This is a genomic window from Streptomyces sp. NPDC001502 (assembly GCF_042894785.1).
Classification (GTDB): Bacteria; Actinomycetota; Actinomycetes; order Streptomycetales; family Streptomycetaceae; genus Streptomyces; species Streptomyces kutzneri.
The window spans coordinates 342,166-368,738 of record NZ_JBIAVW010000005.1 but is presented as its reverse complement, the minus strand read 5'-3'; the positions used below and the strand labels follow the sequence as shown (position 1 = coordinate 368,738).

Sequence of the window (26,573 nt, the reverse complement as noted above, 5' to 3'; positions counted from 1 at the left end):
CCGCGCCCCCGTCCCGTCCGGCCCGAAGGAACCGCCATGAACGACCCCACTCCCGGCAGCGTCGACCTCCCCGTACCCGAGGGGAAGATCTTCCCCCGCAACCTCACCGCGCGGGCCGACCACGTGGTCCGCGGCAACCCGTCCGGCTCCCGCCCGGAGAGCGGTGTCGACAACTGCTTCCCCGGCCTGGAATTCGACCAGCGCAACCTGGAGAAGGCGTTCTTCCCCGGCCTGACGGTCGACTTCCACCACGCGAGCGGATCACGGGTGCTGGCCGTCACCGGCGCAGTCGCCGCCGACCAGGGCATCACCGAAGCCGACCTGGACACGGGAACGCCGCAGGACCCGCGGCCGCTCTACCTGTGGGCCGTCTGCGGGCGCACCACCGTGGACCAGGAGGAGCAGGACGCGCCCGTGTTCCACGCGACCGAGCGGACCGGCCTGGAACTGTGGCGCCGGGTGCACGACCTGCTCCCGGGCCGGGTGGCCATCGTCCTCGGCCGCACCCCGGGCAGCACCTCCCCGGGGGCGTTCTGGGTACCGGACGGCGGCCTCAACCGCCGCCGGACGGACGACCGGAGCGAGGTGCAGCGCGACGCGGACGGTGTACTGGAATGGGCGATCCTGGTCGCCGACCGGGCCCGCTACCTCGACCCGGACGGGGTCATCGACCCCGACGTGTACCAGGCCGGCGACCTCACCCGGAGTCTCTGTGCGCCCTGGCAGTACGACTTCCGCGAATGCGGCTGCTACTACTGGGCCGCCTCCAAGCCGGACATCTCCACCAGCTCCGACGGCGTGCACCGCAACCTCAACTTCCAGCGCCGCGACCGCACCACCAACCCGCCCGAGCCCGACATCCCCACGATCCGGGGACGGGGCGCCAAGGAGCTCGACCACCCCGCCCTCATCGCGAACTGGAACGTGCTCCCCGTCGTCCTCAACGGCCGCGAGGACGACAGCATGGAACTGCCGGACTGGTCCGGCCTCCAGCCGATGACGCGCGCGAGGGTGATCCGGGAGCTGGAACGCCTCGCCGGCGTCGAGCACGCGCTCTGCCTCGAATACCTCTATGCCCACTACTCCCTGAACGCCCCGCCCGTCTTCGACCCGGCCGTGCACGACCCCGCCACGCCCGAGGGGGCGCGCACCCGGAAGACCTACGCGGCCGCGGCGGAGGTGTTCTCCGTCGCGGTGGACGAGATGCGCCACCTGAGATGGGTCAACGAGATGCTCGGCACCCTCGGCCGGCCGCTGCGCCTCGAACCGCCCCGGCCCGGCACCGTGATCCAGCTCCAGACGGGCCGGTGCTTCGAGCTGAAGCCGCTCACGCCCGAACAACTGGACTGGTTCATCGCCGTGGAGCGCCCCAGCGCGGTGACCGCCGACCCGCAGGGCATCGACGGGATGTACGTCAAGCTGCACGAGACCATCGTCCGCTGCCCGGAACTCTTCCCGGAGGCGGACCGGCTGGCGCACCTCATCAAGCTCATCATCGACGAGGGCAACGACCACTACCGCCGCTTCACCGCCGTCAAGGCGCATCTCGCGGAGCTCTCCCCCGACGACTACCTCCGGCCACTGAGCACCGATCCGGGCACTCCGCTGGACGTCCAGCTGGTCGAACTGTCGGCGCTGAACTACACCATGCTGCTGGGCGCCTTGGAGGCCACGCTGAAACGGGGCGACACGGCGGGCGGGGTGCTGATCGAACAGGCCCGCCGGACGATGTTCAACCTCCACGAGCTCAACCACCTCCTCGCGTCACGCGGCGTCGCACCCCGCTTCACCAAGCTCCCCGCGGCGCCCGTACCCGCCGGCGAGGAGGCGGTCGCGTCCGCGTCCGCTCCGACTTCCGCGTCGGTGCCCGCACGGGTGCCCGGCCCGGAACCCGCCGACGGCCAGGCTGCCCTGGCCGCCGCACGGGCCTCCGGAGCGGTACGGCAGAGCATCAACGCCCTCGCCGTCGACGGGGTGCGCGCCATGATGAACCGTCATCAGGCCGACACCGACGCCTTGATCGCAGCCTTCGGCTTGTGATGAGCCGGGCCGACGTCGAGATCGCCGGTTCCGGGCTGGCCGAAGTCACCTGCGCCTGGCTCCTCGCCGCACGGGGCCACCGGGTCCGGCTCCGGCCGCGCCCGGACGGGGGCCGGCGCCCGCTCCTGCTGGGCGAATCCACCCTGGCCCTGCTCCGCTCCCTGTGGGGCATCGCCGGCCCGGCCGAACTGGGCCTCACCACCCATGAACTGACCCACCGGCGGGCCCGCTGGGGCGCAGGTCCGGCCGCCCCCCGCATCGGAGCGCCGGCCGTGGTGCTGGACGGGGCCCAGCTCGCGGCCCGGCTGCTCGACCGCCTCGCCGCACACCATCCGGACGCCGTCACCGGGGAACCCGGGGGAGGCGGCGTACCGCACTGGACGGTCACGGCCGCCTCCCACCCCGACGACCGGTGGACGGCCGGCCGCCGTCGGCTGCTGGCCGGTGAAGCGGCCCTCGCACCCGGCCAGGACGACACCACCGCCCGCCTCGCCTGCACCGAACTCGCCTGGCTCCACCTCACTCCACTGGGTGACGGGAGCGCCCTGCTCCAGGCCATGATCCCGGGTCCCGCCGCCCACCCCGGGAACCTGCTGGGCCGCCTGCTCGCCGCTTCCGCCCTGGCCCCCCGGCTCCTGCGGGCACCGGCCGCCGCCGTCTCGCTGCCGGCCGCCCCCCGCCTCCACCGCGCCCCGGCGACCGCCCCGACCCCGCACGCCCCCGGGCGGCTCCTGGTCGGTGCGGGCGCCATCCGCTACGACCCGCTCAGCGGCACCGGCACGGCCCAGGCCCTGCGGACGGCCGTCCTCGCCACGGCGGTCATCCACGCCGCGGCCACCGGAACGTCCCCGCAGGCCCTGTGCGCCCACTACGCGGGCCGACTGCGCACGGCCTTCCGCGCCCACCTGGCCACGTGCGCCCGGCTCTATCCGCAGGCCTTCCCGTCCCCCGCATGGCATCACGAGATCGACGCCTGCCGCTGAGCGGGGGAGCCGACCGTTCGGCGCCGGGTTCTGCGCAATGCCCGGCGCCCGTACCGATCCACGCTCTACCCTGCACTGGCTGTCCGGCCGGGTGACGACAGCCTCACCTGGGCGAATGTGGCCGGCTCCGCCGATGTCGTCGCGGCCGGCCTCGGGTGACCGCCCGGGCTCCCCGTGTCAACTGCCGCGCTCATCAGGAAGGTTCGCTTCCGGGGTGGTCCGCCGGAATACTGACCAGAGGTCATGTCACGCTCTGGTGAGGGGTTTTGTAGATCTGCACGAAGAGTAGGTTTCAGCCAGCATACGTTTTCATGTCTTCCGCCCCTGCCTGACTCCGCTCGGTTGCCTGTGTACTCCTTCACACACGATGCAACGATGCAACGAAGCGGGGGAGAGGGAGCCTTGAGCGAGACGTTGTCCGTCCGGCTGCTCGCCATGGCCTGGCTCGATCCAGGCGTCACCGTCCCGACCCGCACCCCGGTCGCACCGGAGCACATCGCCGGCGTCCGGCCGTAGCGATCTCCCGCGGGTACCGCCGACCGCGCCGATCCCCGGACACCGGGCCCGGAGCGGCACCCGCGAGACCCACCTGTCGCCCCTGGTCCATGTCCCGCACGGGCAGAACACCAGGGAAATCCCCCACCGTCTCCCAAGGAGTGACCGTGACCGCGCACACCCGAGAAGCGAACATCCAGGACCTCAAGCGCACCTGGCTGGACGAGGCGATCAGACTGGCCACGAACAGCGTGGCGAACGGCGGCGGGCCGTTCGGCGCCCTGGTCGCCAAGGGCGGCGAGATCGTGGCCATCGGCAACAACCAGGTCACCTCCACCCTGGACCCGACGGCCCACGCCGAGGTGACCGCGATCCGTGCCGCCTGCAAGGAGCTGGACACCTTCTCGCTCGAAGGCTGCGTCCTGGTGACCTCGTGCGAACCGTGTCCGATGTGCCTTTCCTCGGCGCTGTGGGCGCGGGTCGACCGGATCGTCTTCTCCGCCGACCGGCACGACGCCGCGGTGGCCGGTTTCGACGACCGCAAGTTCTACGACCTGTTCGAAAAGCAGCCCGCATCGAAGTGGCCGTTGGCGATCGAGCACCTGGACCTGCCCCACCGCAGGGCGCCGTTCGACGCGTGGGTGGCCAAGACCGACCGCATCGACTACTGAGGCAGCGGGTCGCGGCGGCGCTGCCCCGTTGCCGACGACCGAGCGTGCAAGATGAACGCGACTGACCTGTCGTCATGACCGAGGTGGGTTCGCATGCCCCGCAGCACCGCCGATGACGCCGGGCGCCGACTCCCTCGGTTCCCGCGACGCATCGGTACCCGGCCGGCCGTGGGAGTCACGGTGGCCGTCCTGGTCGCCGCCAACCTGGCCCTGCACCGCTGGACGGGCCTGTGGGGCCTGGTGACGGCCGTCGTGGTCAGCGGCCTGCTCCTCGGTGTGCTCCGCTGGGCCGGCGGAACCCTCGCGGACGCGGGTCTGGCCCGGGGCACGCTGGCCCGCGGCGCCCGTTGGGCGCTCGTCCTGATCGGACTGGTCGGCGTCGTCTACCTGGCCGGGGCCCTGCTGCCGGCCACCAGGGGGCTGTTCGAGGACCGGCGGTACGAGGCGATGGACGGCGGCGAGGTGATGCTCCGCGTGTTCGTGCTGGTGCCCGTCGGCACGGTCCTGGTGGAGGAGACCGCCTTCCGCGGCGTGCTCTACGGCCTCGTGGACCGCGTCCGCGGGGCGGTCTGGGCGACCGCCGTGTCGAGTCTGCTGTTCGGGCTGTGGCACGTGGTGCCGTCGCTGCACCTGGCGACCGCGAAACCGGCCGTGAACTCGGTCGTCGGCGACTCCGGGCTCGGGGCCGTGCTGGCGGTGCTGGGGGCCGTGCTGTTCACGGCGGCGGCCGGCGTCCTGTTCTGCGAACTGCGCCGCCGCAGCGGCAGCCTCCTGGCTCCCATGGGCCTGCACTGGGCGGTCAACGCCTTCGGCTACCTCGCCGGGTACCTGCTGCGCTGACCGGCGGCGCGGGGGGCTCAGTGCTGCGGCGAGACGATGTCCTTCAGCTCGTTCAGGTCCTGCGCGGTGAATCCGCCGGGCCGCATGACATCGTTCCAGGCGTCGACGTACGCGGCCTTGTACGTGTGGCCGTGGCCGTCCGGCACGCCGGTCGAGAACGGCAGGTCGGCGGTGACCTGCCAGAAGGTCACGAACGGAATCCAGACCATGGATTCGAGCACGTCCGAGCCGGGCCGCTCCCCGATCCAGTCGGGCTCGGTGAGCGCCAGGCTCGGGCTCCACCAGACGATCGGGTCGGACGGGTGCATGAGGTAGAGCACCCGCGGGCCCTCCCACGGCCGGTCCGCCGGAGGGTTCCCGGTGGCCGGGTCGTCGGTGAACCGGACGGTCCGCCCCTCCCGGTAGACGGGTTCGATCTCGGGACTGCCCGCGTCGCGGTGGTCGCTGAACTCGCGGAACAGCGTGTTGAAGTTGGGCGGACCGGCGAACACGGTGCCGGCCGTGCGGTTGCGCAGGTCGGCCTCCCCGCTGAAGGCCGTCTCACCGCCGAACGACCCCAGGCTCTCACCCGCCACGAACAGGCGCGGGCGCTGGTCCTGGGGCAGCTTGGACCATTTGTCGTAGACCGCGTCGAAGAGGTCGCGGCCGGCCGCGCGCGCCTTCGACTGGTCCACCAGGTACGACATCCACGACGGCAGGTACGAGTACTGGATCGCCACGCTGGCCGCGTCACCGTTGCCCAGGTACTCGAACGAGTCCACAGCGGCGGGATCGACCCAGCCGCTGCCCGTGGTGGTCATCACGAGCAGGTTCTCGCGTGCGAAGCCGCCCGCCCGTTCGAGGTCCGCGACCGCCCGGGCCGCCCGGGTCTCCGTGTCGTCGGAGGTCTCCAGCCCGGCGTAGGCGCGGATGGGCTCCTGCGCCGTACGGTGGGTGAACGCGCCGATCTCCTGGGCCGAGGGTCCTCCGTCGGCGAACGCCCGGCCCTCCCGGCCCAGTGAGTCCCACGGCACCAGCGAGCCGGGCCCGCCCGAGCGCAGCGCCGACGTGGGCTGGTGCACGCCTTCCGGGGTTTCAGTGTCACGCAGCGAGAAGGCCTCGTTGGACGCGTTCACGAAGCCGTTCAGCAGCAGCCCGGAGAACGCGGCCCACGCCAGACCCGCCACCAGGAGCCAGCCCACCACCCGCGCCGCGCGCCTGCCGATCCAGCGCCCGAGCAGGTCGGCGGCCCGGTGGTACAGGGCCCGCAGCCCCCGCCCGGTCAGGAGCAGGAGCAGGAAGACGAGGGCGGCGACGAAGGGGCAGGCGACGGTGAACAGGACGTTGTAGTCGGTGACCCCCATGAGCAGACGGATCTCGTGCTGCCAGTACTGGCCGAGCCCGAACGAGACGCCGAAGAGCACGACCGCGCAGGCGATCAGGACGAGCCACGACCGGCGCGAGGGGCTGCGCGCCTCCCGGTCGGCGAAGGCGCGCCACACGTAGGCGGTGACCACGCCCAGTCCGTAGCCGATGGCCGCGCTGATGCCGCAGACCAGGCCCTGGAGTACGCCGCCACGGGGGAGCAGTGACGGGGTGAAGGACAGACAGGCCAGGAGGAGCGCGCCCCAGCAGCCGGGCAGCGTCAGGCGGGGCCACCGGCGGTGTTCGCGTACCGGTTCGTCCTGTGCGGGAGGTTCCGGCGGGTCCTGGTTCATGGCGTCCTCCACGGCCATGGTGCCCTCGCCGCGTCGGCCGTGCCATCCGGGGCGTGGGCCGTCATTCCGGGCCGTCATTTCGGGCCGGCAGGCGGGGGACCGGCGGCCCCGTCGGGGCCCGGCGGGGACCACTGCGCTCCGGTGCGCAGCCGGAAGGCGGCGACCGCGGCCTCCACGGTGGGGAAGAAGTGCCGGGGGTCGATGGTCCGGGTGAGTTCGTACCGCTCGATCTTCCGTCGCACCGGGTCCTTCAGCTCGGCGAACACGAGGTGCACACCGTCCGCGTTGAGCGCCTCGTCGAGCTCCTCCAGCATGTCGGCGGCGGTGGTGTCCACGTCCGTCATCGGCTCCGCCGCGACGACGATCCAGTTCGGCCGCGGATCCGCGCCGGCCAGCCGCCTGACCTCGTCCCGGAAGGTCTTGGCGTTGGCGAAGATGAGCGGGGCGTCGAACCGGTAGATCACCAGGCCCGGCAGGTGTTCGGCGTGCGGGTACGAGCGGATGTCGTGGTAGCCCTCCAGGCCCCGGACCCGCCCCAGCACGGTTGCGTACGGCCACCAAACGCGCCGGAAGACGTTGAGGACGGACAGGGCCACGGCGATGGCGATGCCGGGCAGCACGCCGAGCAGGGCCACGCCGGCGAAGGCCGCGAAGCAGAGCAGGAACTCCGTCCGGCGCTGCTGCCAGAGCCGGACGGCCCCCGGGATGTCCGCGAGGGACAGTGACGCGGTGATGACCACGGCCGCGAGGGCCGGCTGGGGGAGGTCGCGGAACAGGCCCGGGGCCACCACGAGCATGAGGACGATGAGCGCGGCCCCGACGACCCCGGTGAGCTGGCTCCGGGCCCCCGCCCGCTCCGCCACCGCCGTCCGGGAGCCGCTGCTGCTGACGGGGAAGCCCTGGAAGAAGGCGGCCGCCAGGTTGGCCGCACCGACGCCCGCCATCTCCTGGTTGCCGCGGACCTCCTGGCCGGTGCGGGCCGCGAAGGCGGAGGCGTTGGAGATCGTGTCGGCCAGTGACACCAGGGCGATGCCCAGCGCACCGCCGAGCAGCGGCGCGAGGTCGGAAAGCCCCACCTCGGGGACGGTGAACGGCGGGAAGCCCTCGGGCAGTACCCCGACCAGGCCCACGCCGTGCTCGTCCAGGTCGAAGACGGCGGCCGCGGCGATCGCCAGGACCACCATCACGAGCACCGCGGGAACCTTCGGCAGGAAGCGCTGCAGGACCAGGATCAGGGCGATCCCCCCGAGGCCCACGGCGGCGGCGGCCGGTACCACCGCCCCGCCGGCGATCTCCCGCACGAGGCCGGCACACTCGCCGATCAGGTTGTCCGCCTCGACCTTGAAGCCGAGCAGCTTGGGGAGCTGGCCGATGAGGATGGTCAGGGCCAGGCCGTTCATGTAGCCGATCATCGTCGGTTTGGAGATCAGGTCGGCGACGAAGCCGAGCTTCGCCACCGAGGCCAGGATCATGATGGCCGCCACCATGACCGCGAGCATCGACGCGAGCGCGACGGCCCGTTCGGGATCCCCGTCGGCCGCCACCAGGGGCAGCACGGTGGCGGCGATCATCGGACCCAGCGAGGAGTCCGGGCCCAGCACCAGGATCCGGGACGGCCCGAACACCGCGTACCCGAGCATGCAGAGGATCGTCGTGTACAGGCCGGTGATGGCCGGCAGGCCCGCCAGCTCGGCGTAGGCCATGCCCTGCGGCACCAGCAGCGTGGTCAGGACGACTCCCGCGACCAGGTCCTTGGGCAGCCACTCGCGCCGGTAGGACGTCACCGCGCGGATCCCGGGAACCGCCCGGAAGCGGGAGAGCTCCCCGTGGCCGTCGTGCCGGGTGGTCACGGAACGGCCTTCCTCACGCGGTCCTTGACGTGGTCCTCGACGCGGCCCCCGACCGGCGGGCCACGAGCTTGCCGAGTTCCCACACGAGCAGGAGTACCACGGCGGCCAGCAGCGCCCAGCCGAACTGCCGCGCGTCGATCTCGGTCGTCCCGAGGACACGCTGGAAGCCGTCCATCTGGGTCACCAGCACGGAGAGCACGAACTGCGCCAGGGCGACCCAGTTCATCTGCCTGCTGTCGAACGTGGACGTCGTCAGCACGGAATCCGTCTCGCTGCGGCACTCGAACGCCGCCACGATCAGGCAGAGGGAGAAGGCCGTGAACGCGATCGACCGGCCGATCCCGACGTCGCCGTAGTGTCTTTCGCCGAGCGTGATCAGACCGAGCAGGAGGACGGTGATCGCCAGCCCGCCGAGCCCGACCGTGACCAGCACGGGACGGGTGAGCACCGATTCTCCGCGCGGACGCGGCCGGCGCCGCATGAGTCCGGCACTCTCCCGGTCGAAGCCGAGCGCGAAGCCGAAGGAGGCGTTGACGACGAAGTGGATCCACAGCACCTGCGGCGGGGTGAACGGCTCACCGGCGGCGATGTTGAAAACGGTGGCCCCGAGGAACGTCAGCACGAACGTGACCAGCAGGAGCAGGACGAACCGGATGTACTTGGTGAGGTTGTCGTAGATCGTCCGGCCCTGCTCGACGGCGTAGACGATGGTGGCGAAGTTGTCGTCGGAGAGGATCATGCGGCCGGCGTTCTTGGCCACGTCCGTGCCGCTGCCCATGGCGATGCCGATGTCGGCGGCCTTGATGGCGGGAGCGTCGTTGACGCCGTCGCCGGTCATCGCCACGACCTCGCCCTTCTTCTTCAGCGTGTTCGCGAGCAGCACCTTGTGCTCCGGGGCGACCCGCCCCACCACACCGATCCCCTCGATGCGGGCGAGCTGCTCCTCCTCGCTCATCGCGGCGAAATCGGAGCCGAGAACGGCCTCGCCGGGAATCCCGATCTGCCGGGCGATCGCCGCCCCGGTCGTGACGTCGTCCCCGGTCACCAGGCGGACCCGGATGTGCGCCGCCTGCGCGTCGGACACCGCGGCCTTGGCCTCCTCACGGGGTGGGTCGACCATGCCGACGAGACTGGTCATCCGCAGCCCGGTGACGTACGCGAGCAGGTCGCCCTCCGGATCGAAGCCGTCCGGGTCCAGGTCACGCATGGCCGCGGCCATCACGCGCCGCCCCTCGCCGCCCATCCGCTCGCTCTGCTCCTCGGCCCGGCGGAGCAGATCGGCGTCCCACGGGACGGTCTCGCCCGCCGCGAGCGCGGTGGCGGCCCGCGCCATCACCGCGGGGGCCGCTCCTTTGACGAAGCAGCGCACGACCTGCCGCCCGGAGGTGTCGACCGCCGAGTGGAAGGTGGCCATCAGCTTGTACCCGGGGTCGAACGGCAGGGTGGCGAGCCGGGGGAGGGCGTCCCGGGTGGCGTCGGTGTCCAGGCCGGCCTTGTGCGCGAGCACCAGCAGCGCCCCCTCGGTCGGATCGCCCACCACCTCGCCGCCCACCAGCTTGGCGTCGCTGGCCACCACGTACGGCAGGATCGCGTCCTCGATCCCCGCGGCGGACCCGGCGGCGTGGTGGACCTTCCCCGCGAGCCCGTAGCCCGTGCCCGACACGGTGTACCGGTCGGTGGGGCTCAGCACTTCGACGGCGGTCATCTGGTTCATCGTCAGGGTGCCGGTCTTGTCCGAGTTGATCGCCGACGTGAACGCCAGCGTCTCCACCGACGGCAGTTCCTTGACGATGGCGTTCCGCTTCGCCAGGTTCAGGCTCCCGACGGACAGGATCGCCTGGGTCACGGTCGGCAGGGCCTCGGGGATGGCCGCGATGGCCAGTGAGACCGCGCTGACGAACAGCACGTCCCAAGCCTGGTCCCGCTGGCGCCCCAGGGCGAACATCACGATCATGGTGAGGCCCGCCGCCCCCGTGATCCACAGGGTCAGCCGGTCGAGCTCCTTGGTGAGCGGCGGCACTTCCTTCTCGGTGGCCGACAGCATTCCGGAGATCTTGCCGAGCTCCGTGTCCGCGCCGGTCGCGGTGACGATCATGACCCCGCTGCCGTGGGTGACCGGGGTGTTCATGAACGCCGTGTTGGTCTGGTCGCCGGGCGACAGCCGGCTGCCCTGCAGCGGGCCGGTCTCCTTCGCGGCGGGAACGCTCTCACCGGTCAGCGCCGACTCGTCGATCTGCAGGGCGCTGGCCTCGATGAGACGTCCGTCCGCCGGCACCTGGTCCCCGGCGGAGATGAGCACGACATCACCGTCGACCAGCTGTTCGGCGGGGATCTCGGCCTCCCTGCCGTCCCTGCGCACCCGGGCCGTCGCCTTCATCATCGACTTCAGCGCGTTCATGGCGCTCTCGGCCTTGCCCTCCTGGCGCAGGCCCACGACCGCGTTCAGCAGCGTCAGTACGATCAGCAGGATCGCGGTGGTCCACTCCTGGATGACCAGCGAGACGATCGCCGCGGCCACCAGGACGATCTGCATGTAACTGCGGTACTGGGCGAGGAAGCGGCGCCAGGCCGGTGTCCGCTGCTCCTCGGGCAGGGCGTTGGGGCCGTGCGCGGCCAGGAGCTGCGCGGCCCGCGCCGCGGACAGGCCGGCCGCGGGATCGACATCGAACGCCGCCACGACCTCCTCGGGGGAGCGCGCGTACCAGCCGTCCCCGGCAGCCCGGGGCGGTTCCGCCACGGAATCCGACCGCACCGTCATGGTTGTGCCTCCGATCCGGGGCCGCGGACGCGTCCGGGCCGGCCGCGCGCCGTCCGAGGGCCGCTAGCCACGCTTCTTCTTCGGCTTGCTCCTCGGCTTGCCGTGCCGGGCGGCGTACGGATCGGCCGGGGCGCCGGCCGGGGCCTCCCGCTCCAGGCCCCGCTTCGTGACGAGGAGATCCTTGCGGGCCTCCTCGCCCACATCGGGGTACTGCGGATCGATGTCGATCAGGGTGTGTGCGAGGACCGCCGCCGCGCAGATCCGTGCGAACCACTTCCGGTCCGCCGGCACGACGTACCACGGCGCCCACTTCGTGCTCGTGGCCGACAGCATCTCGGAGAACGCGTGCTGGTACTCGTTCCACCGGCGCCGCTCGCGGACGTCGGCGGCGGAGAACTTCCAGTTCTTCTCCGGCAGGTCGATCCGCTTCAGGAAACGGGTGCGCTGCTCCTCCTGGGACAGGTTCAGGAAGATCTTCACCACCTTGAACCCGTTGTCCGTGAGGTAGTGCTCCCAGCGGTTGATCTCCCGGTAGCGCCGGTCCCAGATGCCCGGCCCGACGACGTCCTGCGGCAGCTTCTGCCGCAGGAGGACCTCGGGGTGGACCCGTACGACGAGGACCTCCTCGTAGTGCGAGCGGTTGAAGATGGCGATCTCGCCGCGTGCGGGCAGCCGCCGGGCGTAGCGCCACAGGTAGTCGTGGTCGAGTTCCTCGGAGGAGGGCACCTTGAAACTGCTGACCCGCACGCCCTGGGGATTGACGCCGCTCATCACGTGGCGGATCGTCCCGTCCTTGCCTCCGGCGTCGAGCGCCTGGAGGGCGAGCACCACGCCGTACGTGTCCTGGGCGGCCAGCCGCTCCTGGTACTCGGCGAGCAGCGACACCCCGGTCCGCAGGAGCTCGGTCCCGTCCCGCTTCTTCATGCCGGCCTTGTAGCGGGGATCGAAGTCCCGTTCCAGACGCACCTTCGACCCCGGTCGCACTCGCAGCGGCTCGATGAAGTCCGCGATGCGTTCGGCTCTGTCGTCGGACATCAGCGCTCGCCCCTTCCCCGGCCCCCGGCGGTCACGGCCCGTCCCCCGCGGTGTCCGGGGTGCTCCCGGTGGCGGCGGCGAGCGCCTTCCGGGACCGGCGTTCGGCCAGGATCGGGACGTACTTTCTGACCTTGGCCTGCCGGAACGCGTCGTACGCGGCCTCGACCGTCGTCTCGACGGTGTCCGCGTCGACCGAGGGGTAGGCCGCCTTCAGCCGGGCCACGGTGGTCCGGACGGACGCGAGCTCCTCCGGGGTGGGTGACCGCTCTTCCGCTGTCCGTGCCCCGGGATCTTCCATGGCGGGGGAGCTCCCGGTCCGCTTCGCGCCCTGGAGCGTTGCAGGTGCCATATCCCACGACCTTCGGACCGCCGGTCCGCGCATGCCGACATCGGGTGAGGGTGTTCGTCATGGCGATTCTCTGCCAAACGGGACAAGATCGCCCATTGGGTGCGCGAACGTGGGAATGCGGGTGGTGCGGCCGGGCCCGGCAAGGTCCGGAAGGGGCGGTCTAGCAGCCGCCCGGGCTCTTGTAGGCGGCCTCGCACTCCGCACCGGCGCCGCGGGCGACCTCCGTGCACAGCGTGGCTTCGACCTTGCCCAGGAGGCGGGCCAGTTCGGCGCGTTCGGCGATGTCCAGGCCGTCCAGGGTCTGGCGTTCCAGTTCGCCCCATGCCCTGCGGACCTCGACCAGGAGTCCGCAACTGGCGTCCGTCGCCTCGACCAGCGAGGCCCGCCGGTCCGAGGGGTCCGGGCCGCGCCGCACGTGGCCGGAGAGCTCCAGGCGCTGGAGCATCTTGGTCACCGTCGAGGGGTCGAGGCCGACCGCCTTGATCAGCTCGGACTGGCGCACCGCCCCGCTGTCCCAGAGGTGCATCATCAGGAACTCCTGCCCCGGGTGCAGCCCCAGGTCCCGCAGGACCCGGCCCGCCGCGATCCGGTGGAGCCGGGAGACCCGGCTGATCGCATGACTCACCGGCCCGTCCAGCACCGCACTCGGCACCGCCGCGCACTGCGCGGCGGAGCGCGGCTCCTGTACGGATTCCGCGGTCATGGAAGCGCTCCTCCTGGTCGGTCCGGCAGATCTCCGGCAGATCCCCCAGGTGGATTCTACCGTCCGCCCACATTTTATCTTGGTCGGCCAATCAATGAGGTACGCTGCATCCCGCAGCCAATCATTGGCCGACCAACTATCTTTGTGGGGCAGACATGACCAGCGCCTTCGAACCGGTCCACGTGGCCGGGGCCACCCTCTCCAACCGGATCGCCCTCGCTCCGATGACCCGCAGCCGCGCAGGTCAGGGCGGCATCGCGACCGGTCTCGTCGCCGAGTACTACACCCAGCGCGCATCCGCCGGCCTGATCATCACCGAGGGGATCCAGCCCTCCGTCGTCGGACAGGGCTACCCCTTCACCCCCGGCCTGCACAGCGCCGAGCAGGTCGCGGCCTGGCGCGAGGTCACCGACTCCGTGCACGCGGCGGGCGGCCGGATCTTCGCCCAGCTGATGCACTCCGGCCGCATCGGCCACCCGACGCTGCTGCCCGACGGCCTCGTCCCGGTGGCCCCGTCGGCGGTGGCCGCCCAGGGCCAGCTGTTCGCCGGCGACGGCATGAAGGACTTCGTCACCCCGCACGAGCTCACCGGGGCCGAGGTACGGCAGACCATCGCCGACTACGCGCAGGCCGCCCGCAACGCGGTCGAGGCCGGCTTCGACGGGGTGGAGCTGCACGGGGCCAACGGATACCTGATCCACCAGTTCCTCGCCCCCGGCTCGAACCTGCGCACCGACGAGTGGGGCGGCTCCACGGAGAACCGGATCCGCTTCGCGGTGGAGGTGGTCAAGGCGGTGGCCGCCGCCATCGGCGCCGACCGCACGGCACTGCGCGTCTCGCCCGGCAACACGTACAACGACATCTCCGAGCCCGACCCGCAGCCCGTCTACGAGGCCCTGGTCAACGAGATCGACGGACTCGGCCTGGCCTACCTCCACGTCCTGGAGCACGCCCCCGAGGCACGCGAGGCCACCCTCGCCCTGCGCAAGCAGTTCTCCGGACCGTTCGTGCTGAACCCGGCGACCGAGGGCCCCACCGACCACCGCGCCCTCACGCTGATCGAGGACGGCGTCGCCGACCTCCTCGCCTTCGGAGCCCTCTTCCTCGCCAACCCGGACCTGCCGGAGCGCCTGCGCACCGAAGGCCCGTACAACACCCCTGACCCCGCCACCTTCTTCGGGGGCGACGCACGCGGCTACACGGACTACCCGACCCGCTAGCGGGGACCCGCCCGGGCGGGTGCGGGCGGTCCGGAGGGGTCCGGCAGTATGGCCCCGTGAACCCCTTACCCCGATGCCGTGACAGCGCCGCCGCCCCCGATCTCCGGCGGACCCGGCTGCTGGCGGCCGGGGCCGCGGTGGCGACCGTGGGTGCGGGGCTCGGACTGCGGGCCGTCGCGGCGGGGAGCACGGCGAAGTACGGGGGAGACGCCCTGTACACCGTCCTGCTGCTGACCCTCGTCGTGCTGGTCGCGCCCCGGCTGACGCCCCTGCGGGCGGCCGGGACCGCGCTGGCAGCCAGCTGGGCCGTCGAGTTCCTCCAGCTGACCGCCGTACCGGCGGAGCTCTCCCGGCACAGCACCGTGGCCCGCCTGGTCCTCGGTTCCACCTTCAACGCACCCGACCTGTTCTGGTACGCGGTCGGCGCGGCAGCCGGCTGGCTCCTGCGCACCGTGCTCGGGCCGTCCGGGACGGCCGATCGGAGGCCGTCCTGATGGCGCCGGACTCGATCTACCGCAGCGAGGCGGGCCGGGAACTCGTCCGGCGCTGGTGCGACGAACAGCTCGACGGGTGGGACGTGCCGCACGAGCGGACCGTGGTGGACGCCAACGGAGCGCGGACCCATGTCGTGTCCGCCGGCAGCGGTGGCACCACGGTCGTGTTCGTCCCGGGGACCAACTTCAACGCCGCCGCCTCGCTGCCCCTGGCCACGGCTCTCGTCGCCGCCGGCCACCGGGTGTCGCTGCCGGACGTCCCGGGACAGCCCGGCCTCAGCTCCGGCGACCGGAACCTCGCCGGGGGCCGGTTGTCCTGGTACGGCGGATGGCTGGACGAGGTGATCGCCACGACCTCGCCCGGCCCCGTGGTGGTGATGGGGCACTCCTTCGGCGCCGCCATCGCCCTGTCGAGCGCGTCCAGGCACATTGAACGCCTCGTTCTCGTCTCTCCCGGTGGCCTCACCGGGCTGCGCCTGCCCCCTGGCCTGCTGGCCGCCTCCGCCGCGTGGTTCCTGCGCCCCGCCCCCAGGAGCAGCGCCAGGCTCCTGCGGGCCATGCTCGCCCCCGGCCACGAGCCCAGGGAACGGCTGGTGGAGTGGATGACGCTGGTGGCCCGGCACTCCCGCTCCAGCGGGGCACCCGGCACGGCGGACCTGCCGGCGAAGCCGGTGCCCCGCACGGTCTTCACCGGGGAGCGCGACGTGTTCCTCCCGCCGAGGCGGCTCGGCCCGGCGGTGACCCGCACGCTGGGCGTCGAACTGCGGGTACTGCCAGGGGCCGGACACCTCGTGGTGGAGGAGGCCCCCGAACGGCTGGCCGCCCTGGTCGGCGGCGGGACGTGACGGCTCGGGCGAGCGGCGCCTGTCAGGGGGGCCGGCGAGCGCTGTTCAGCCGGGCGGCCTGCCGCGTCAGGTGATCGCGCTCGGCGAGGTTGGGCGCCTTGCGGGCCGCCTCCGCGTACAGCCGCGCCGCCGTCACCACGTCGCCGTCGCGCTCGTGGAGGTACGCCGCCACCGCGGTGTGGCGGGGCAGCGCGTCGTCCAGTGCCGCGAGCGCCGCGAGTCCGGCGCGCGGCCCGTCGGCCTCGCCGACGGCCACCGCGCGGTTGAGCCGCACGACCGGGCTGTCGGTCAGGAGCACGAGTTCGTCGTACCACTCGACGATCTGCACCCAGTCGGTCTGCTCGGCGGTGGGCGCGTCGGCGTGGAGCGCCGCGATGGCCGCCTGGGCCTGGAACTCGCCCAGCCGGTCGCGGGCGAGGGCCGCCTGCAGGATCCGTACGCCCTCGGCGATCGCCGCGGTGTCCCACCGGCCGCGGTCCTGTTCGGCGAGCGGCACCAGACTGCCGTCGGGCGCGGTCCGGCCGGCGCGCCGGGCGTGGTGGATCAGCATGAGGGCAAGCAGCCCGGCCACCTCGGGGTGGTCGACCCGGGCCGCGAGCTGCCGGGTGAGCCGGATGGCCTCGGCGGCGAGGTCGACGTCGCCGGAGTAGCCCTCGTTGAAGACCAGGTAGAGCACGCGCAGCACGGTGGCGACATCGCCGGGACGGTCGAACCTTCCCCGAGCTCTTCGAGCAGGGGAGACCCCATGGCCGGAGACCGTGCGCTTGGCCCGGCTGATGCGCTGCGCCATGGTCGCCTCGGGCACGAGGTAGGCCCGGGCGATCTGGCGGGTGGTGAGCCCGCCGACGGCGCGCAGCGTGAGCGCCACCGCGGACGACGGCGTCAGCGACGGGTGGGCACACAGGAAGTACAGCCAGAGCGTGTCGTCCACCGCGGGCGCCGGCCCGGGCGGTGGCTCCTCCTCCACGAGGTCCTCACGCCGGCGCCGGGCGGTGTCCGCCCGGGTCGCGTCGAGGAACCGGCGCCAGGCCACGGTGACCAGCCAGCCCTTCGGGTCCCGCGGAGGGTCGGCGGGCCAGGTGCGGACCGCCTCGATCAGCGCTTCCTGGACGGCGTCCTCGCCCGCCGCGAAGTCGGCTCCGCGGCGGACGAGGATCCCGAGCACGCTCGGCGTGAGGCTCCTGAGCAGGGCCTCGTCCATCGGTGAGGTCATTCCGTGATGGTGGGCGGCGCGGCCAGGAACGGGCGCAGTTCGAGCCACTCGTGGATCGGCTTCCCGCCCGCCCCGGGGGCGGCCGACAGTTCTCCGGCCAGTTCGACGGCGCGCTCGTAGCTGTCCACGTCGATCACCATCCATCCGGCGATCAGGTCCTTGGTCTCCGCGAACGGGCCGTCGGTGACCGGCGGGCGCCCCTCCCCGTCGTACCGGACGAAGGTCCCCTCGGGGGAGAGTGCCTGGCCGTCGACGAACTCGCCGGTCCCTTCGAGCCGGGCCGCGAAGTCGTGCATGTACTGGATGTGCGCCGAGATCTCCTCGGGCGTCCACCGGTCCATGGGCACGTCGTTGACCGCTGCCGGGGCGCCGCGGTAGTGCTTGAGCAGCAGGTACTTGGCCATGATGGTTCTCCTCGGTCCTGGTGCGACCCATTGTGGTCGCGTTCACCCCTGGGACGGAGCCGGCCACGGGTTCTCGACATCCCGTCCGAAGTTCTTTCGACACGTACGGACGAGCCCGTGTGAGCGGACCCGGGCCGGGGCGGATCGCGCCGAATGCACGCGGAATCAGCCCATCCGGATCTCCGGCTGCCGAGCGGTTCCGCAGCGCTTTCCGGATGCCCGCCGAGGTCGGAGGGCCACCGGTCGCACCGGGGTGGAACGGGTGGAGCACCCGGCTCAGGCCACGCGCCCCCGCACGCCTCCCGCCGTGACGTTCCCTCACGGCGGTAGCTGGGCAGCCGGTTGATGCTGATCGATCGTCTCGTGAGGGGAACCCCGATGACCAAGGTCCTGGTGCTGCACGGCGTATGCCTCGTGAGGTCGGCCCTGGCCGCGCTCCTGAGATCCGAAGGCGACTTCGACGTCACCTCCGCCGGCTGGCGCGCCGCCGCGCGCCAGGCCGAATTCTTACGACCCGACGTGGTGGTCGTGGACCTCGACTGTCCGGGGGTCTCGGCCGCCCTCGTCGAGGACGCGGGCGCCGCCCGCCTCCTGCCCCACTCGCCCACGCCCACCCCCCTGCTCGTGCTCGCCCGGGCCGACCTGCCGGGCTCGCTGCAGCGCGCGTTCCGGACCCAGGCGCTCGGCTACGTGGACAAGGACGGCTCGCCCGCCCGGCTGGTCCGGGCCGTCGGGAAGGTCGCGGCGGGAGAACGCTTCATCGACGCCACGCTCGCCTCGGCCTTCATGGAAGCCGACCCCATCCCGCTCAGCCCGCGCGAGCTGAGTGTGCTGGCCCGCGCCGCTGAGGGCGACTCGATCGCGGAGATAGCCCGCGCCCTGCACCTCGCCAGCGGAACCGTACGCAACTACATGGCCGCCGTGACCCGGAAAACCGGCGCCCGCAACCTGATCGACGCCATCCGGATATCCCGGCGGGCCGGCTGGGTCTGAGCCGCCGGCCCGGGTTCCCCCGGCCCTCCCTCACCCTCGCGCGTTCCACAGGCCCACCAGCTCCCGGTACAGGGGTGACCTGGCCGGGAGCTCCGCATGCGTGCCGCACACCGCCCGGGTCCCGTCGAGTACGAGGACCCGGTCGGCCCTGACGGCGGAGGAGATGCGGTGGGCGACCACCACCAGCGTGCCGGGGCGTTCCGCGAGCGCCCGTTCGGCGTGCTCCTCGGTCCGGGGGTCGAGGTGGCAGGTGGCCTCGTCCAGCAGCAGCAGGGGGGCGGGGGAGAGGTAGGCGGCGGTGAGGGCGAGGTGCTGCCGCTCGCCCGGGGTGAGCCGGCCCGGATCGACGGCCGCGTCCAGTCCGCCGAGCCGGGCCACGAGTGCGTCCGCGCCAAGGGCGGCCGTGGCCCGCTCCACCTCGCCCCGAGGCACCGGGCCCGGGCACAGGTGGGTCAGGTTCTCGCGGACCGTACCCGTGAAGACGTACGCCTGCTGGGGCAGCAGCGTCCGGCGGACATCGGGGCCGGGCCCCGGGCCACCGGGCCCCGAGATGCCGCGCGCGGGGCCGCCCGCCACCCGTACGGTTCCCCGGCCGGGCGGCAGCAGGCCGGCGATCAGGGCGGTGAGGGTGGACTTGCCGATGCCGCTCGGCCCCACCACGGCCAGGTGTTCGCCCGGCCCGACCACCAGGTCGAGGCCGTCGATCACCGGGTGCGCGCGGGGACCGTAGGCGAAGCGGACCCGACGCAGTTCGACGGCGGGCGCGGGCGCGGGCGGTGCGGGCGGAGGGAGCGGTGCGGGCGGCGAGGACGGTGCCGGCGGTGCGGGTACCGGCCCCGGGTCCGCCGCCCGGGGTGCGGAGTCCGGCCGCGGGGCCGCCGGTTCCGGATCGCAGAACCGGTCCAGCACCACCAGCAGCCGCGTGCCCGCCGCGCCCACCGCCGTCATCAGCGCGTCCAGGGCGGGCAGCAGCGACTGCACGAGGTAGGTGAGGGCCCCAGCCACCGCCCCCGCGCTCACCCCGCTCCCGAGCAGCCAGGGCGTTCCGGCCAGCAGGACGACGACCGGCAGCCGGCCCGCGACACCCAGGGCCAGCGTGCGCAGCGCGGTCCACCGCGCGAGCCGCCCGGTCAGCCGCTCCTGCGCGGCGATCAGCTGTTCCACCCCGGCTCCGGCGCTCGCCCCGCCCCCGCACGCGACGACGTCGCGCAGCCCCGCCGCCAGCTCGCCCGCGCGCGCGGACAACGCCTCGTCGGCGTCGAGCGCCGCACGCTGCACCCGTGCCATCGGGTGCAGCGTGGCGAGGAAGGCGGCCGTACCCAGGAGCAGCGCGGGCAGTACGAGGACCAGCAGGACGGGGGCCAGCGCGGCCAGCCCGAGCAGGGCGCCCAGGGCGGTGAAGACGAACGACCGGGCGATCAGGACCAGTCCGGCGAAGGAGTCCCGGGCCATCTCGGTCTGCTGCGTGAGCCGGGAGACCGCACCCGCGTCACCGGCCCGCCCGGGATCGGCGACGGCGCGCCCGATCGCCTGGCGCACGGAGCGCCGCACCAGGCCGTCGCGCAGCGGTTCCACCAGGTCCGCGAGCCCGCCGAACACCCCGCGCAGGGCGAGGGCGCCGAGCAGCGCGCCCCCACCGGCCACGGCCAGCCAGCCGATGCCGGTCCCGGTACGGCCGGCGAGGAAGCCGTCGTCGAGGGCGCGGGCCACCGCGTAACCGCCGAGGAAGGTGTGCGCGGACTCCAGCAGGGACCAGAGCGCGAGCCGGCACAGCGTCCGGACCCGCCCGCGCAGGAAGCGGCGGCCCTCGCGGGACACCCGGCGCCAGGTGCCGTACTCGCTCATCGGACCGCCTCCCGGCCGGGCGGCCCACCGGCCGCTTCCGCTTCCGTTTCCGTGTCCGGGGCCGCCCCCGCGCCGAACACCGCCCGGTAGCCGGGGTCCCGCCACAGTTCCGCGTGCGTACCGGTGGCCCGGACCCGTCCCGCGTCGAGCCAGACGACGAGGTCGGCGCGGGCGGCGGTGGCGACGCGGTGGGCGACGACGAGGCGGGTCCCCGGCCGGACCTCGCTCGCCAGGGCCCGCTCCACCTCGCGGGCGGTGAGGGTGTCCAGGCTCGACGTCGCGTCGTCCAGGACGAGCAGCCGCCCCGCACGGCAGAACGCCCTTGCCAGGCCGAGGCGTTGCAGCTCCCCGCCGGACAGCGGCGCGTCCGTGAGCGCCGTGTCGTACCCCTCGGGCAGGCGGCGGACGAAGGCGTCGGCCCCGGCCGCCCGCGCGGCGGCGCGCACGGCCTCCAGGTCCCGGTCGGGGTCAGGGCCGGGGTCCGGGTCCGCGTGGGGATCCGGCCGGCCGCCGAAGGCGACGGCGGCCGCGACGCTCCCCCCGAAGAGGGCCGGCCGTTCGAAGGCGTGGCCGACCTCGCGGCGCAGCTCCTCGGCCGACAGCTCGTCGAGCGGTACGCCGTCGAGGAGGACCCGGCCCTCGTCGCACGCCGTGAGCCGTCCCGCCACGGCGGCCAGCGTCGTCTTGCCGGAGCCCGAGCGGCCGACCACGACGGCGGTCGTCCCACCGGGGATCCGCAGGTCGACGTCGTGCAGCAGCACGGTGCCCGCGCGGACCACCCGTACCCCGCGCAGCTCCAGCGTGCCCGGCCCCGCCTCGGGCAACCGGCTTTCACCCTGCGGGAGTTCGGGGAGCATGAAGAGGGCCGCGGTACGGCGGGCGGCGGCCCGGCCGCGCACCACGGCCGCCAGCCGCCCCGTCACGGCGCCCACCCCGGCCGCGAGGCCCGCGTAGCGGACGGCGGCGAGGAGCCCGCCGACGCCGAGCGCCCCCTCCGCGAGGCGGACCCCGCCCACGCCGAGGACCACGTACAGCAACAGCGGCATGAGGGCGGCGGTACGCGCCACGGTCGCGCCGTAGATCCGCCACGTCCGCCGCCCCTCGGCGCCGAGCTCCGGCAACCGGGCCAGTACGCGCGCCTGTTCGCGCTCGGCGGTACCGGCGGCGGCGATGGTACGGGCGCCCCCGAGGGCCTCCACGAGGCGGCCGGCCAGGTCGAGCTGGACCTCCTGGTAGCGGCTGACGCTGGCCCCCGAGTCGCGGGCGAAGGCCCTCAGCAGCAGGGCGAGCAGCGGGAGCCCGGCGAGGAAGGCCAGCGCGGTCCATACGTCGACCAGGAACAGCGCCACGAGCCCGCCGAGCGGGGGGACCAGGGCCACGGACGCGGTCACGACGGCCGCCGGTACGGCGCCGGCGGTGGTGGCCTGCGCGGTCAGCCGGGCGGAGAGCTCACCGGGGGAGTGGCGCGCGGCATGGTGCGGTGCGGTGCGCAGCAGCCGGCGGAGCCCGAGCCGCCGCAGCCAGGCGGTGGAGCGGGCGTCGACACCGCCGGTGAGCCGGGCCGTCGCCGCGTCGAGCAGCACCTCGGCGGCGATCACCGCGGCGCACCACGCGGTCCACCAGGCGCCGGCGGGGTCCTGCCGCAGCAGCAGGTCGAGGGTGTGGCCGAGGACCGCCGGCTCGGCCAGGGCCGCGCCGGCGGCGGCCACCGCACAGCCGGCCGCGGCGGCGAGGCGGCGTGCGCTGTGTCGCGCGGCCGCCCGCAGGGCCCGATCGGCCGCGCGGGCGGCCGGCGCCTCGCCGGGGGGATCGGGCACAGTCATGGGGCGCGGGCTCCAGGGGTGTGGTGCGGGCCCGGGCGGCGAACCGCCCGGGCCCAGGAGGACCTGATCCCTGATCAGTTACAGGTCGTGATGCTCAGGCTGCTGTCCCCGCAGAGGAGCAGGCTGGCGCGGCTGCCGCCACCGGTGAGGTGCGCGGCCTCGGTGGCCTCTTCCTTGGGGGTTTCCATCGACTGCAGGTCGAGAAGCGTCATGTTCGTTTCCTCTTCACTGTGGTGTTCCGATGGGACACGGCCCCCGCGAGGGGGACCGGCTCTGGGGCCGCCGCGGTGGACCGCGGCGGCGGGAGGAACGGCAGGTGCGCGCGCCCGCCGGGCGCGGCGCCGCCGAGGGCGAGGAGCGCGCCGGCCGTGCCCGTGGACAGGTCCATGGACAGGCGCATCATCTGCTCGCCGGGGAAGGCCAGGAAGCCCTGGTAGGGGACCGCGTGCCGGGCAAGCGCCTCCACCTGCCGGGCGATGTCCGCGGGTGCGGAGCCCGGACCCGGCGTCGTGGTCCGGGCCAGGTGGAGGATCATGCCGGCCGCACCGCGGAACAGGCCGGGCTGGGCATAGAAGGTCGCCTGGGCGGCGCGGACGATCTCCGGCCGGGCCCGTTCGAAACGGTCGTCCCGCGCGTGCTCCAGCCAGTCGTCCAGCACCATGCCGATCCCTACGCTGCCGCCGCCGAGGTAGGGCATCGTGCGCCAGCCCTCGTCGACCTGCAGGGTGCCGAACGCGCTGGTCACGCAGCGGTCGAGATCGCGGTGCAGGGCCCGGCCGGCCCGGATCAGCGACTCCTGGTCGCCGGTGCGCTCGTAGAGCCGCAGATGGAGCAGCGCGGGTCCGCTGTGACCGTGGAGCAGACCGGCCCGTTTCGGTCCGGCCGCAGCCGTGGACGTGGATACGGACGTGGACGCGGCATCGGCGAGGAGCTCGGCGCAGCGCAGGGCCGCGGCGTGCAGTTCGCCCTCGCCGGTGGCCGAGCCCAGGGAGTCCAGGGCCAGGCCGATGCCGGCGAGTCCGCCGTGCAGGTCGGGTCCGGCCGACTGCCAGGGCTGGCCCAGCAGTTGTTCGGCGAGGGCGAGCGCGCGGTCGCGGTGGCCGAGCCGTTCCAGGGTCCAGGCGAGACCGGCGAGGCCGTCGTAGAAGCCCAGCGGCATCCCGGAGGCCGGCTCCTTCGTACGGGCCAGCAGCCATTCCTCGGCCTCGGGCCAAGGACCGGCGCCGGTCTCGGCGAGCGCGTACAGCACACCGGCCGCCCCGTAGCCGAAGCCGGTTCCGCCGCCGGCGGTCGCGAACTGGGCCGGGTCCCCGGGGAAGAGGCGATCCTCGCGGTCGAAGGTGGCGCTCGCCCGGATCGCCGCCGTCATCGAGGCACATGCGGCGGCCAGGTCGCCCGGCTCGACCGGCAGGTAGGGGCGGGCACGGGGTACGGCCCCGCGACCGCCGGAACCAGAGCCGGAACCAGAGCCGGGATCGGGGTCGGGACCTGCGTCGGGACCGGGGTCGGCGAGGATCTCCCGTACCGCCTCGTCGAGGAACCCACGGGGTACCGGGAACTGCTCGGCGGCGATGTCGGCCAGGTGCGCCGCCTTGGCCCGGTCCAGGACCAGCAGGCTGGTCAGCGGCAGGAACAGGGCCAGCCGCAGACAGGCCAGGGCGTACCGGTCGACGGCGAAACCGCGCCGGCCGGCCGGCGCGACGAACGCCGGGTTGGCGACGGTCTGGCGCAGCCCCTCGTCCACGTGGGCGGCGGCCTCGAAGTCGAGCAGCGCGACCGACATCCCTCCGGTCCCCTCGTCCTCCGCGACCATGATGTTGAACAGGTGGAGGTCGTTGAAGACGATGCCGCGGGCGTGCACCGCCTCCACGGCCTGCGTCACCTGCCGGTGGACCTCCAGCGCCCACCGGGTGTACTCCGCGAGCTCCGTGGGATCGGGGTCCGCCTCGATCAGCGGGTGGCGCCGGGCGAAGTAGGTGTTGAGGGGCTTGCCCTCCAGGTACTGCATCACCAGGAAGTGGTGGTCCCCGACGGTGAAGGTGCCGTGGACCGCGGGCACGCAGTCCAGCCCGGCCAGTTGCTCCAGGGCCCTGCGTTCGCGGTGCAGCCGGGTCACGGCGTCCGCCCCGTCGGCCGCGAGCCCCGCGAAGGGGCGCGCCTCCTTGAGGACGACCGGCTCGCCGGTGCGCACGTCACGGCCGGCGTAGACACCGCCACCGTTGGAGAAGTGCAGGGCGCGCTCGACCGTGTACGGAAGGCCTTCGAGGGTGACGGCGGCACGCCGGGCCAGATGGGGCGCGAGGAACGCGGGCACCTCGACCCACTCGGGCGGCTGGAACACCGGACCCCGCGGGTCCGGTACGAGCCGGCCGTCCGGGGTCTCGATCGCCGGGACGAGCTCGCCGCGGTCGTCGTAGCAGTGCCGCAGGGTGAAACTCCCGTAACGCAGGTGCACGGGACCGTCGTTCCAGCGCAGGTCGCTCAGGATGTACGGGCCGGGCTCCCCGGCCAGCAACGCGTCGAGCTCCTCGGCGACGCGCCGGCACTGCTCCTCGTCCGCCGGGTACACGGTGAGGAACTTGCCGCTCGCCGCGCGGTCGGCGTACTTCGCGTTGCGCAGGTGCAGCAGGTACCGGCTCGGCACGAACTTGAAAGCGATCCGGCGCTCCACGCAGTACGTGCGGACCCGTTCGAGGACGGACTCGGCGTTGTCCAGGCCCGCCGAGACGTGGATCTTCCAGCCCTGGGAGGGCAGCCGGGCGTCGACGGGCCGCAGCGCCAGCCAGTCCCCGCTGCGGTGTGTCTGCCACCCCGCCGGTACGGGGGCGAGCGCGGCCGGGTAGTTCTGCTCGGCCCGCCGGTACGGCGCGTCGTAGAACCAGCGGTCGGCGTCGCAGAAGGCGGCGTACCCCTTGTTCACTCCTGCTCCCTCGGTCGGTGACGTGCTCACGCTGTCACGCGGTCCGAGGGCCGCGACAGTCGCGGCTGTCACCGATGGGGTGTGCAGTACGCACGAGTCAACAAGAGCCGGAAGGGGGCCGGCGGGTCAGTCCTTGCTCGCCGACTGCCAGCTCATGCCCCAGCCGTACTCGATGTCCGCCGCCTGCTGCTTGAAGACGCCGGGCGCCGGCAGGAGGTACTTCGCCTCCCTCCGGACGATCAGCTCCCCGCCCACGTTCTCGATCAGTGCGATCGCGGCCACCGGTGACGGGACGGTGCATTCGTCCAGGCGCACCTCGATCGGCGGACCGACCGGCGGATGGAGCGTGGCGACCCCTTGAAGCCCGGCGAAACTGGTGGCCCCGGCGTAGATGACCACGAACACCAGGAGGCGCTCGATCTCGGCCGCGTGATCGAGGTTGATCATGAGGTTCTCGCCGGCCTCGCTGGCACCGGTCCGGTCGTCGTGGTCCAGCTGGATGTACGGCGGTTGGTGGAACGAGCCGAACTGGTTGTCGATGGGGTGGACGATCCCCTTCGTTCCGTTCCGCAGCTCCCACAGGCAGGAGAGGTCGAGATCGATGTCCTCCAGCCGGACGGCGTCCTTCCCCTTCCGCATCCAGCCGCGCGGCGGCACGGCGGCGCTCCACGTGAGATTGACCCGCATGCCGCCGGAGGTGGCTCCTTGCTTGGTCAGCGACACCGCGGGGGCCGCTTTCGTCAAGGTGATCTTCGACAGCTGTACCGGACGGGCGGGCTCGGGCGGAGTCACCGCCCGCTGCACCGGCACCGGCACGGGCACGGGCAGCGGTGCCGACGGAGGTGGGGCCGGAGCCGGGGCGGGATCGTCGACCGTGATCCCGAAGTCGGTGGCGAGCCCGGCCAGACCGGAGGCGTACCCCTGGCCCACCGCCCGGAACTTCCAGGCGCCGGCCCGCCGGTACAGCTCCCCGAGCACGAACGCGGTCTCCGACGTGGCATCCGTGGCGTCGAACCGCGCCGTCTCGGCGCCGCTCCGGGCGTCCAGGACGCGGACGAAGAGGCCGGACACCTGACCGAACGTGCCGTCGGTGGACGCCGCGACCACCACGGTCCCGATCTCCTCCTCCACCCCGGACAGCGTCACCCCGATCGTTTCGAGCACGCCCGTGCCGTCCTGACGCCGTCCCTCGTGGCGCACGGCACCACTGGGGTGCACGGGCTGGTTGTAGAACACGAAGTCGTCGTCCGACCGCACCCTGCCGGCTGCCGTCAGCAGCAGGGCCGACACGTCCACATCAGGCGCTCCGGGACCCCCTTGCCAGCCCAGCTCCACCCGGACCGTGGCGCTCGGCACCGGTACGTTGGCACCCTTCCGCATGGACATGCGGTCCCC

General features: G+C 73.2%; 21 protein-coding genes. 8 read left to right on the top strand and 13 right to left on the bottom strand.

Annotated elements, in window-relative coordinates; genetic code table 11:
- Nucleotides 1-36 precede the first annotated feature (36 nt).
- The 4 genes from ACFY0D_RS11270 to ACFY0D_RS11255 all read left to right on the top strand — a co-directional run bounded on the left by ACFY0D_RS11270 (nucleotide 37) and on the right by ACFY0D_RS11255 (nucleotide 5,029).
- On the top strand, nucleotides 37-2,040 hold the full coding sequence (locus ACFY0D_RS11270) for a ferritin-like domain-containing protein (RefSeq protein ID WP_390798074.1): 2,004 nt from the start codon (nucleotides 37-39) through the stop codon (nucleotides 2,038-2,040).
- Nucleotides 2,040-3,023, top strand: coding sequence for a hypothetical protein (locus tag ACFY0D_RS11265; RefSeq protein WP_390798073.1), 984 nt, complete (start codon nucleotides 2,040-2,042; stop codon nucleotides 3,021-3,023). The genes ACFY0D_RS11270 and ACFY0D_RS11265 overlap by 1 nt, the downstream gene beginning before the upstream one ends.
- A gap of 656 nt (nucleotides 3,024-3,679) precedes the next feature.
- On the top strand, nucleotides 3,680-4,189 hold the full coding sequence (locus ACFY0D_RS11260; RefSeq protein WP_390798072.1) for a nucleoside deaminase: 510 nt from the start codon (nucleotides 3,680-3,682) through the stop codon (nucleotides 4,187-4,189).
- 93 nt (nucleotides 4,190-4,282) lie between these two features.
- Nucleotides 4,283-5,029 carry a CPBP family intramembrane glutamic endopeptidase gene (locus ACFY0D_RS11255; RefSeq protein WP_390798071.1) on the top strand — a complete coding sequence of 249 codons (747 nt, stop codon included), beginning with the start codon at nucleotides 4,283-4,285 and terminating at the stop codon, nucleotides 5,027-5,029.
- Between the two features lie 17 nt (nucleotides 5,030-5,046).
- Here the strand turns inward: ACFY0D_RS11255 and ACFY0D_RS11250 are convergent, their stop codons facing one another.
- From ACFY0D_RS11250 to ACFY0D_RS11225, 6 genes are all read right to left on the bottom strand, one after another.
- On the bottom strand, nucleotides 5,047-6,726 hold the full coding sequence (locus tag ACFY0D_RS11250; RefSeq protein ID WP_390798070.1) for an alpha/beta hydrolase: 1,680 nt from the start codon (nucleotides 6,724-6,726) through the stop codon (nucleotides 5,047-5,049).
- A gap of 74 nt (nucleotides 6,727-6,800) precedes the next feature.
- Nucleotides 6,801-8,576: a SulP family inorganic anion transporter gene (locus ACFY0D_RS11245; RefSeq protein ID WP_390798069.1), complete on the bottom strand. Its 1,776-nt coding sequence runs from the start codon at nucleotides 8,574-8,576 to the stop codon at nucleotides 6,801-6,803.
- A gap of 13 nt (nucleotides 8,577-8,589) precedes the next feature.
- Nucleotides 8,590-11,334, bottom strand: a complete 2,745-nt coding sequence (locus tag ACFY0D_RS11240; protein WP_390798068.1) for a cation-translocating P-type ATPase — start codon at nucleotides 11,332-11,334, stop codon at nucleotides 8,590-8,592.
- 63 nt (nucleotides 11,335-11,397) lie between these two features.
- Nucleotides 11,398-12,369: a polyphosphate kinase 2 family protein gene (locus ACFY0D_RS11235; RefSeq protein ID WP_390798067.1), complete on the bottom strand. Its 972-nt coding sequence runs from the start codon at nucleotides 12,367-12,369 to the stop codon at nucleotides 11,398-11,400.
- 31 nt (nucleotides 12,370-12,400) lie between these two features.
- On the bottom strand, nucleotides 12,401-12,718 hold the full coding sequence (locus ACFY0D_RS11230) for a three-helix bundle dimerization domain-containing protein (RefSeq protein ID WP_390798066.1): 318 nt from the start codon (nucleotides 12,716-12,718) through the stop codon (nucleotides 12,401-12,403).
- A gap of 160 nt (nucleotides 12,719-12,878) precedes the next feature.
- A complete protein-coding gene (locus tag ACFY0D_RS11225; protein ID WP_390798065.1) occupies nucleotides 12,879-13,421 on the bottom strand; it encodes a MarR family winged helix-turn-helix transcriptional regulator in 543 nt (180 codons plus the stop codon).
- 155 nt (nucleotides 13,422-13,576) lie between these two features.
- On the opposite strand from ACFY0D_RS11225, the gene ACFY0D_RS11220 reads away from it, so the two are divergent.
- Genes ACFY0D_RS11220 through ACFY0D_RS11210 form a run of 3 tightly spaced genes read left to right on the top strand, consistent with a single transcriptional unit; the run spans nucleotide 13,577 to nucleotide 15,980 of the window.
- A complete protein-coding gene (locus ACFY0D_RS11220; protein WP_390798064.1) occupies nucleotides 13,577-14,641 on the top strand; it encodes an alkene reductase in 1,065 nt (354 codons plus the stop codon).
- Between the two features lie 56 nt (nucleotides 14,642-14,697).
- Entirely contained in the window at nucleotides 14,698-15,135 is a 438-nt protein-coding gene (locus ACFY0D_RS11215) for a DUF2809 domain-containing protein (protein WP_390798063.1), read from the top strand.
- Nucleotides 15,135-15,980 (top strand): alpha/beta fold hydrolase, encoded by an 846-nt coding sequence (locus ACFY0D_RS11210; protein ID WP_390798062.1) that lies wholly within the window; start codon nucleotides 15,135-15,137, stop codon nucleotides 15,978-15,980. The genes ACFY0D_RS11215 and ACFY0D_RS11210 overlap by 1 nt, the downstream gene beginning before the upstream one ends.
- Before the next feature lie 22 nt (nucleotides 15,981-16,002).
- Here ACFY0D_RS11210 and ACFY0D_RS11205 read toward each other — a convergent pair whose 3' ends face one another.
- Together ACFY0D_RS11205 and ACFY0D_RS11200 are read right to left on the bottom strand one after the other, a co-directional pair.
- Nucleotides 16,003-17,181 (bottom strand): RNA polymerase sigma factor, encoded by a 1,179-nt coding sequence (locus ACFY0D_RS11205; protein WP_390798177.1) that lies wholly within the window; start codon nucleotides 17,179-17,181, stop codon nucleotides 16,003-16,005.
- Between the two features lie 8 nt (nucleotides 17,182-17,189).
- Entirely contained in the window at nucleotides 17,190-17,597 is a 408-nt protein-coding gene (locus tag ACFY0D_RS11200) for a YciI family protein (RefSeq protein ID WP_390798061.1), read from the bottom strand.
- Nucleotides 17,598-17,975: 378 nt separating this feature from the next.
- On the opposite strand from ACFY0D_RS11200, the gene ACFY0D_RS11195 reads away from it, so the two are divergent.
- The gene (locus tag ACFY0D_RS11195; RefSeq protein WP_390798060.1) at nucleotides 17,976-18,590 is read left to right on the top strand and encodes a response regulator transcription factor; all 615 of its coding nucleotides are present in this window, start codon (nucleotides 17,976-17,978) and stop codon (nucleotides 18,588-18,590) included.
- Nucleotides 18,591-18,620: 30 nt separating this feature from the next.
- On the opposite strand, the gene ACFY0D_RS11190 is transcribed toward ACFY0D_RS11195, so the two are convergent.
- The 5 genes from ACFY0D_RS11190 to ACFY0D_RS11170 form a co-directional block, all read right to left on the bottom strand.
- Entirely contained in the window at nucleotides 18,621-20,435 is a 1,815-nt protein-coding gene (locus ACFY0D_RS11190; RefSeq protein ID WP_390798059.1) for an ATP-binding cassette domain-containing protein, read from the bottom strand.
- Nucleotides 20,432-22,258, bottom strand: a complete 1,827-nt coding sequence (locus ACFY0D_RS11185; RefSeq protein ID WP_390798058.1) for an ATP-binding cassette domain-containing protein — start codon at nucleotides 22,256-22,258, stop codon at nucleotides 20,432-20,434. Before ACFY0D_RS11185 ends, ACFY0D_RS11190 begins: the two co-directional genes overlap by 4 nt.
- 74 nt (nucleotides 22,259-22,332) lie before the next feature.
- On the bottom strand, nucleotides 22,333-22,470 hold the full coding sequence (locus tag ACFY0D_RS11180; protein ID WP_301364230.1) for a SapB/AmfS family lanthipeptide: 138 nt from the start codon (nucleotides 22,468-22,470) through the stop codon (nucleotides 22,333-22,335).
- Nucleotides 22,467-25,178, bottom strand: a complete 2,712-nt coding sequence (gene lanKC / locus ACFY0D_RS11175) for a class III lanthionine synthetase LanKC (RefSeq protein WP_390798176.1) — start codon at nucleotides 25,176-25,178, stop codon at nucleotides 22,467-22,469. Before lanKC ends, ACFY0D_RS11180 begins: the two co-directional genes overlap by 4 nt.
- 126 nt (nucleotides 25,179-25,304) lie before the next feature.
- The gene (locus tag ACFY0D_RS11170; protein WP_390798057.1) at nucleotides 25,305-26,564 is read right to left on the bottom strand and encodes a TerD family protein; all 1,260 of its coding nucleotides are present in this window, start codon (nucleotides 26,562-26,564) and stop codon (nucleotides 25,305-25,307) included.
- Between the last annotated feature and the right edge of the window lie 9 nt (nucleotides 26,565-26,573).

Bases quoted from the DNA above. Each gene is read 5' to 3' on its own strand.
- ACFY0D_RS11270 (WP_390798074.1), top strand. From the start codon at position 37: ATGAACGACCCCACTCCCGGCAGCGTCGACCTCCCCGTACCCGAGGGG.
- ACFY0D_RS11265 (WP_390798073.1), top strand. From the start codon at position 2,040: ATGAGCCGGGCCGACGTCGAGATCGCCGGTTCCGGGCTGGCCGAAGTC.
- ACFY0D_RS11255 (WP_390798071.1), top strand. From the start codon at position 4,283: ATGCCCCGCAGCACCGCCGATGACGCCGGGCGCCGACTCCCTCGGTTC.
- ACFY0D_RS11250 (WP_390798070.1), bottom strand. From the start codon at position 6,726: ATGAACCAGGACCCGCCGGAACCTCCCGCACAGGACGAACCGGTACGC.
- ACFY0D_RS11240 (WP_390798068.1), bottom strand. From the start codon at position 11,334: ATGACGGTGCGGTCGGATTCCGTGGCGGAACCGCCCCGGGCTGCCGGG.
- ACFY0D_RS11235 (WP_390798067.1), bottom strand. From the start codon at position 12,369: ATGTCCGACGACAGAGCCGAACGCATCGCGGACTTCATCGAGCCGCTG.
- ACFY0D_RS11230 (WP_390798066.1), bottom strand. From the start codon at position 12,718: ATGGCACCTGCAACGCTCCAGGGCGCGAAGCGGACCGGGAGCTCCCCC.
- ACFY0D_RS11225 (WP_390798065.1), bottom strand. From the start codon at position 13,421: ATGACCGCGGAATCCGTACAGGAGCCGCGCTCCGCCGCGCAGTGCGCG.
- ACFY0D_RS11220 (WP_390798064.1), top strand. From the start codon at position 13,577: ATGACCAGCGCCTTCGAACCGGTCCACGTGGCCGGGGCCACCCTCTCC.
- ACFY0D_RS11210 (WP_390798062.1), top strand. From the start codon at position 15,135: ATGGCGCCGGACTCGATCTACCGCAGCGAGGCGGGCCGGGAACTCGTC.
- ACFY0D_RS11205 (WP_390798177.1), bottom strand. From the start codon at position 17,181: ATGGACGAGGCCCTGCTCAGGAGCCTCACGCCGAGCGTGCTCGGGATC.
- ACFY0D_RS11200 (WP_390798061.1), bottom strand. From the start codon at position 17,597: ATGGCCAAGTACCTGCTGCTCAAGCACTACCGCGGCGCCCCGGCAGCG.
- ACFY0D_RS11195 (WP_390798060.1), top strand. From the start codon at position 17,976: ATGACCAAGGTCCTGGTGCTGCACGGCGTATGCCTCGTGAGGTCGGCC.
- ACFY0D_RS11190 (WP_390798059.1), bottom strand. From the start codon at position 20,435: ATGAGCGAGTACGGCACCTGGCGCCGGGTGTCCCGCGAGGGCCGCCGC.
- ACFY0D_RS11185 (WP_390798058.1), bottom strand. From the start codon at position 22,258: ATGACTGTGCCCGATCCCCCCGGCGAGGCGCCGGCCGCCCGCGCGGCC.
- ACFY0D_RS11180 (WP_301364230.1), bottom strand. From the start codon at position 22,470: ATGACGCTTCTCGACCTGCAGTCGATGGAAACCCCCAAGGAAGAGGCC.
- ACFY0D_RS11170 (WP_390798057.1), bottom strand. From the start codon at position 26,564: ATGTCCATGCGGAAGGGTGCCAACGTACCGGTGCCGAGCGCCACGGTC.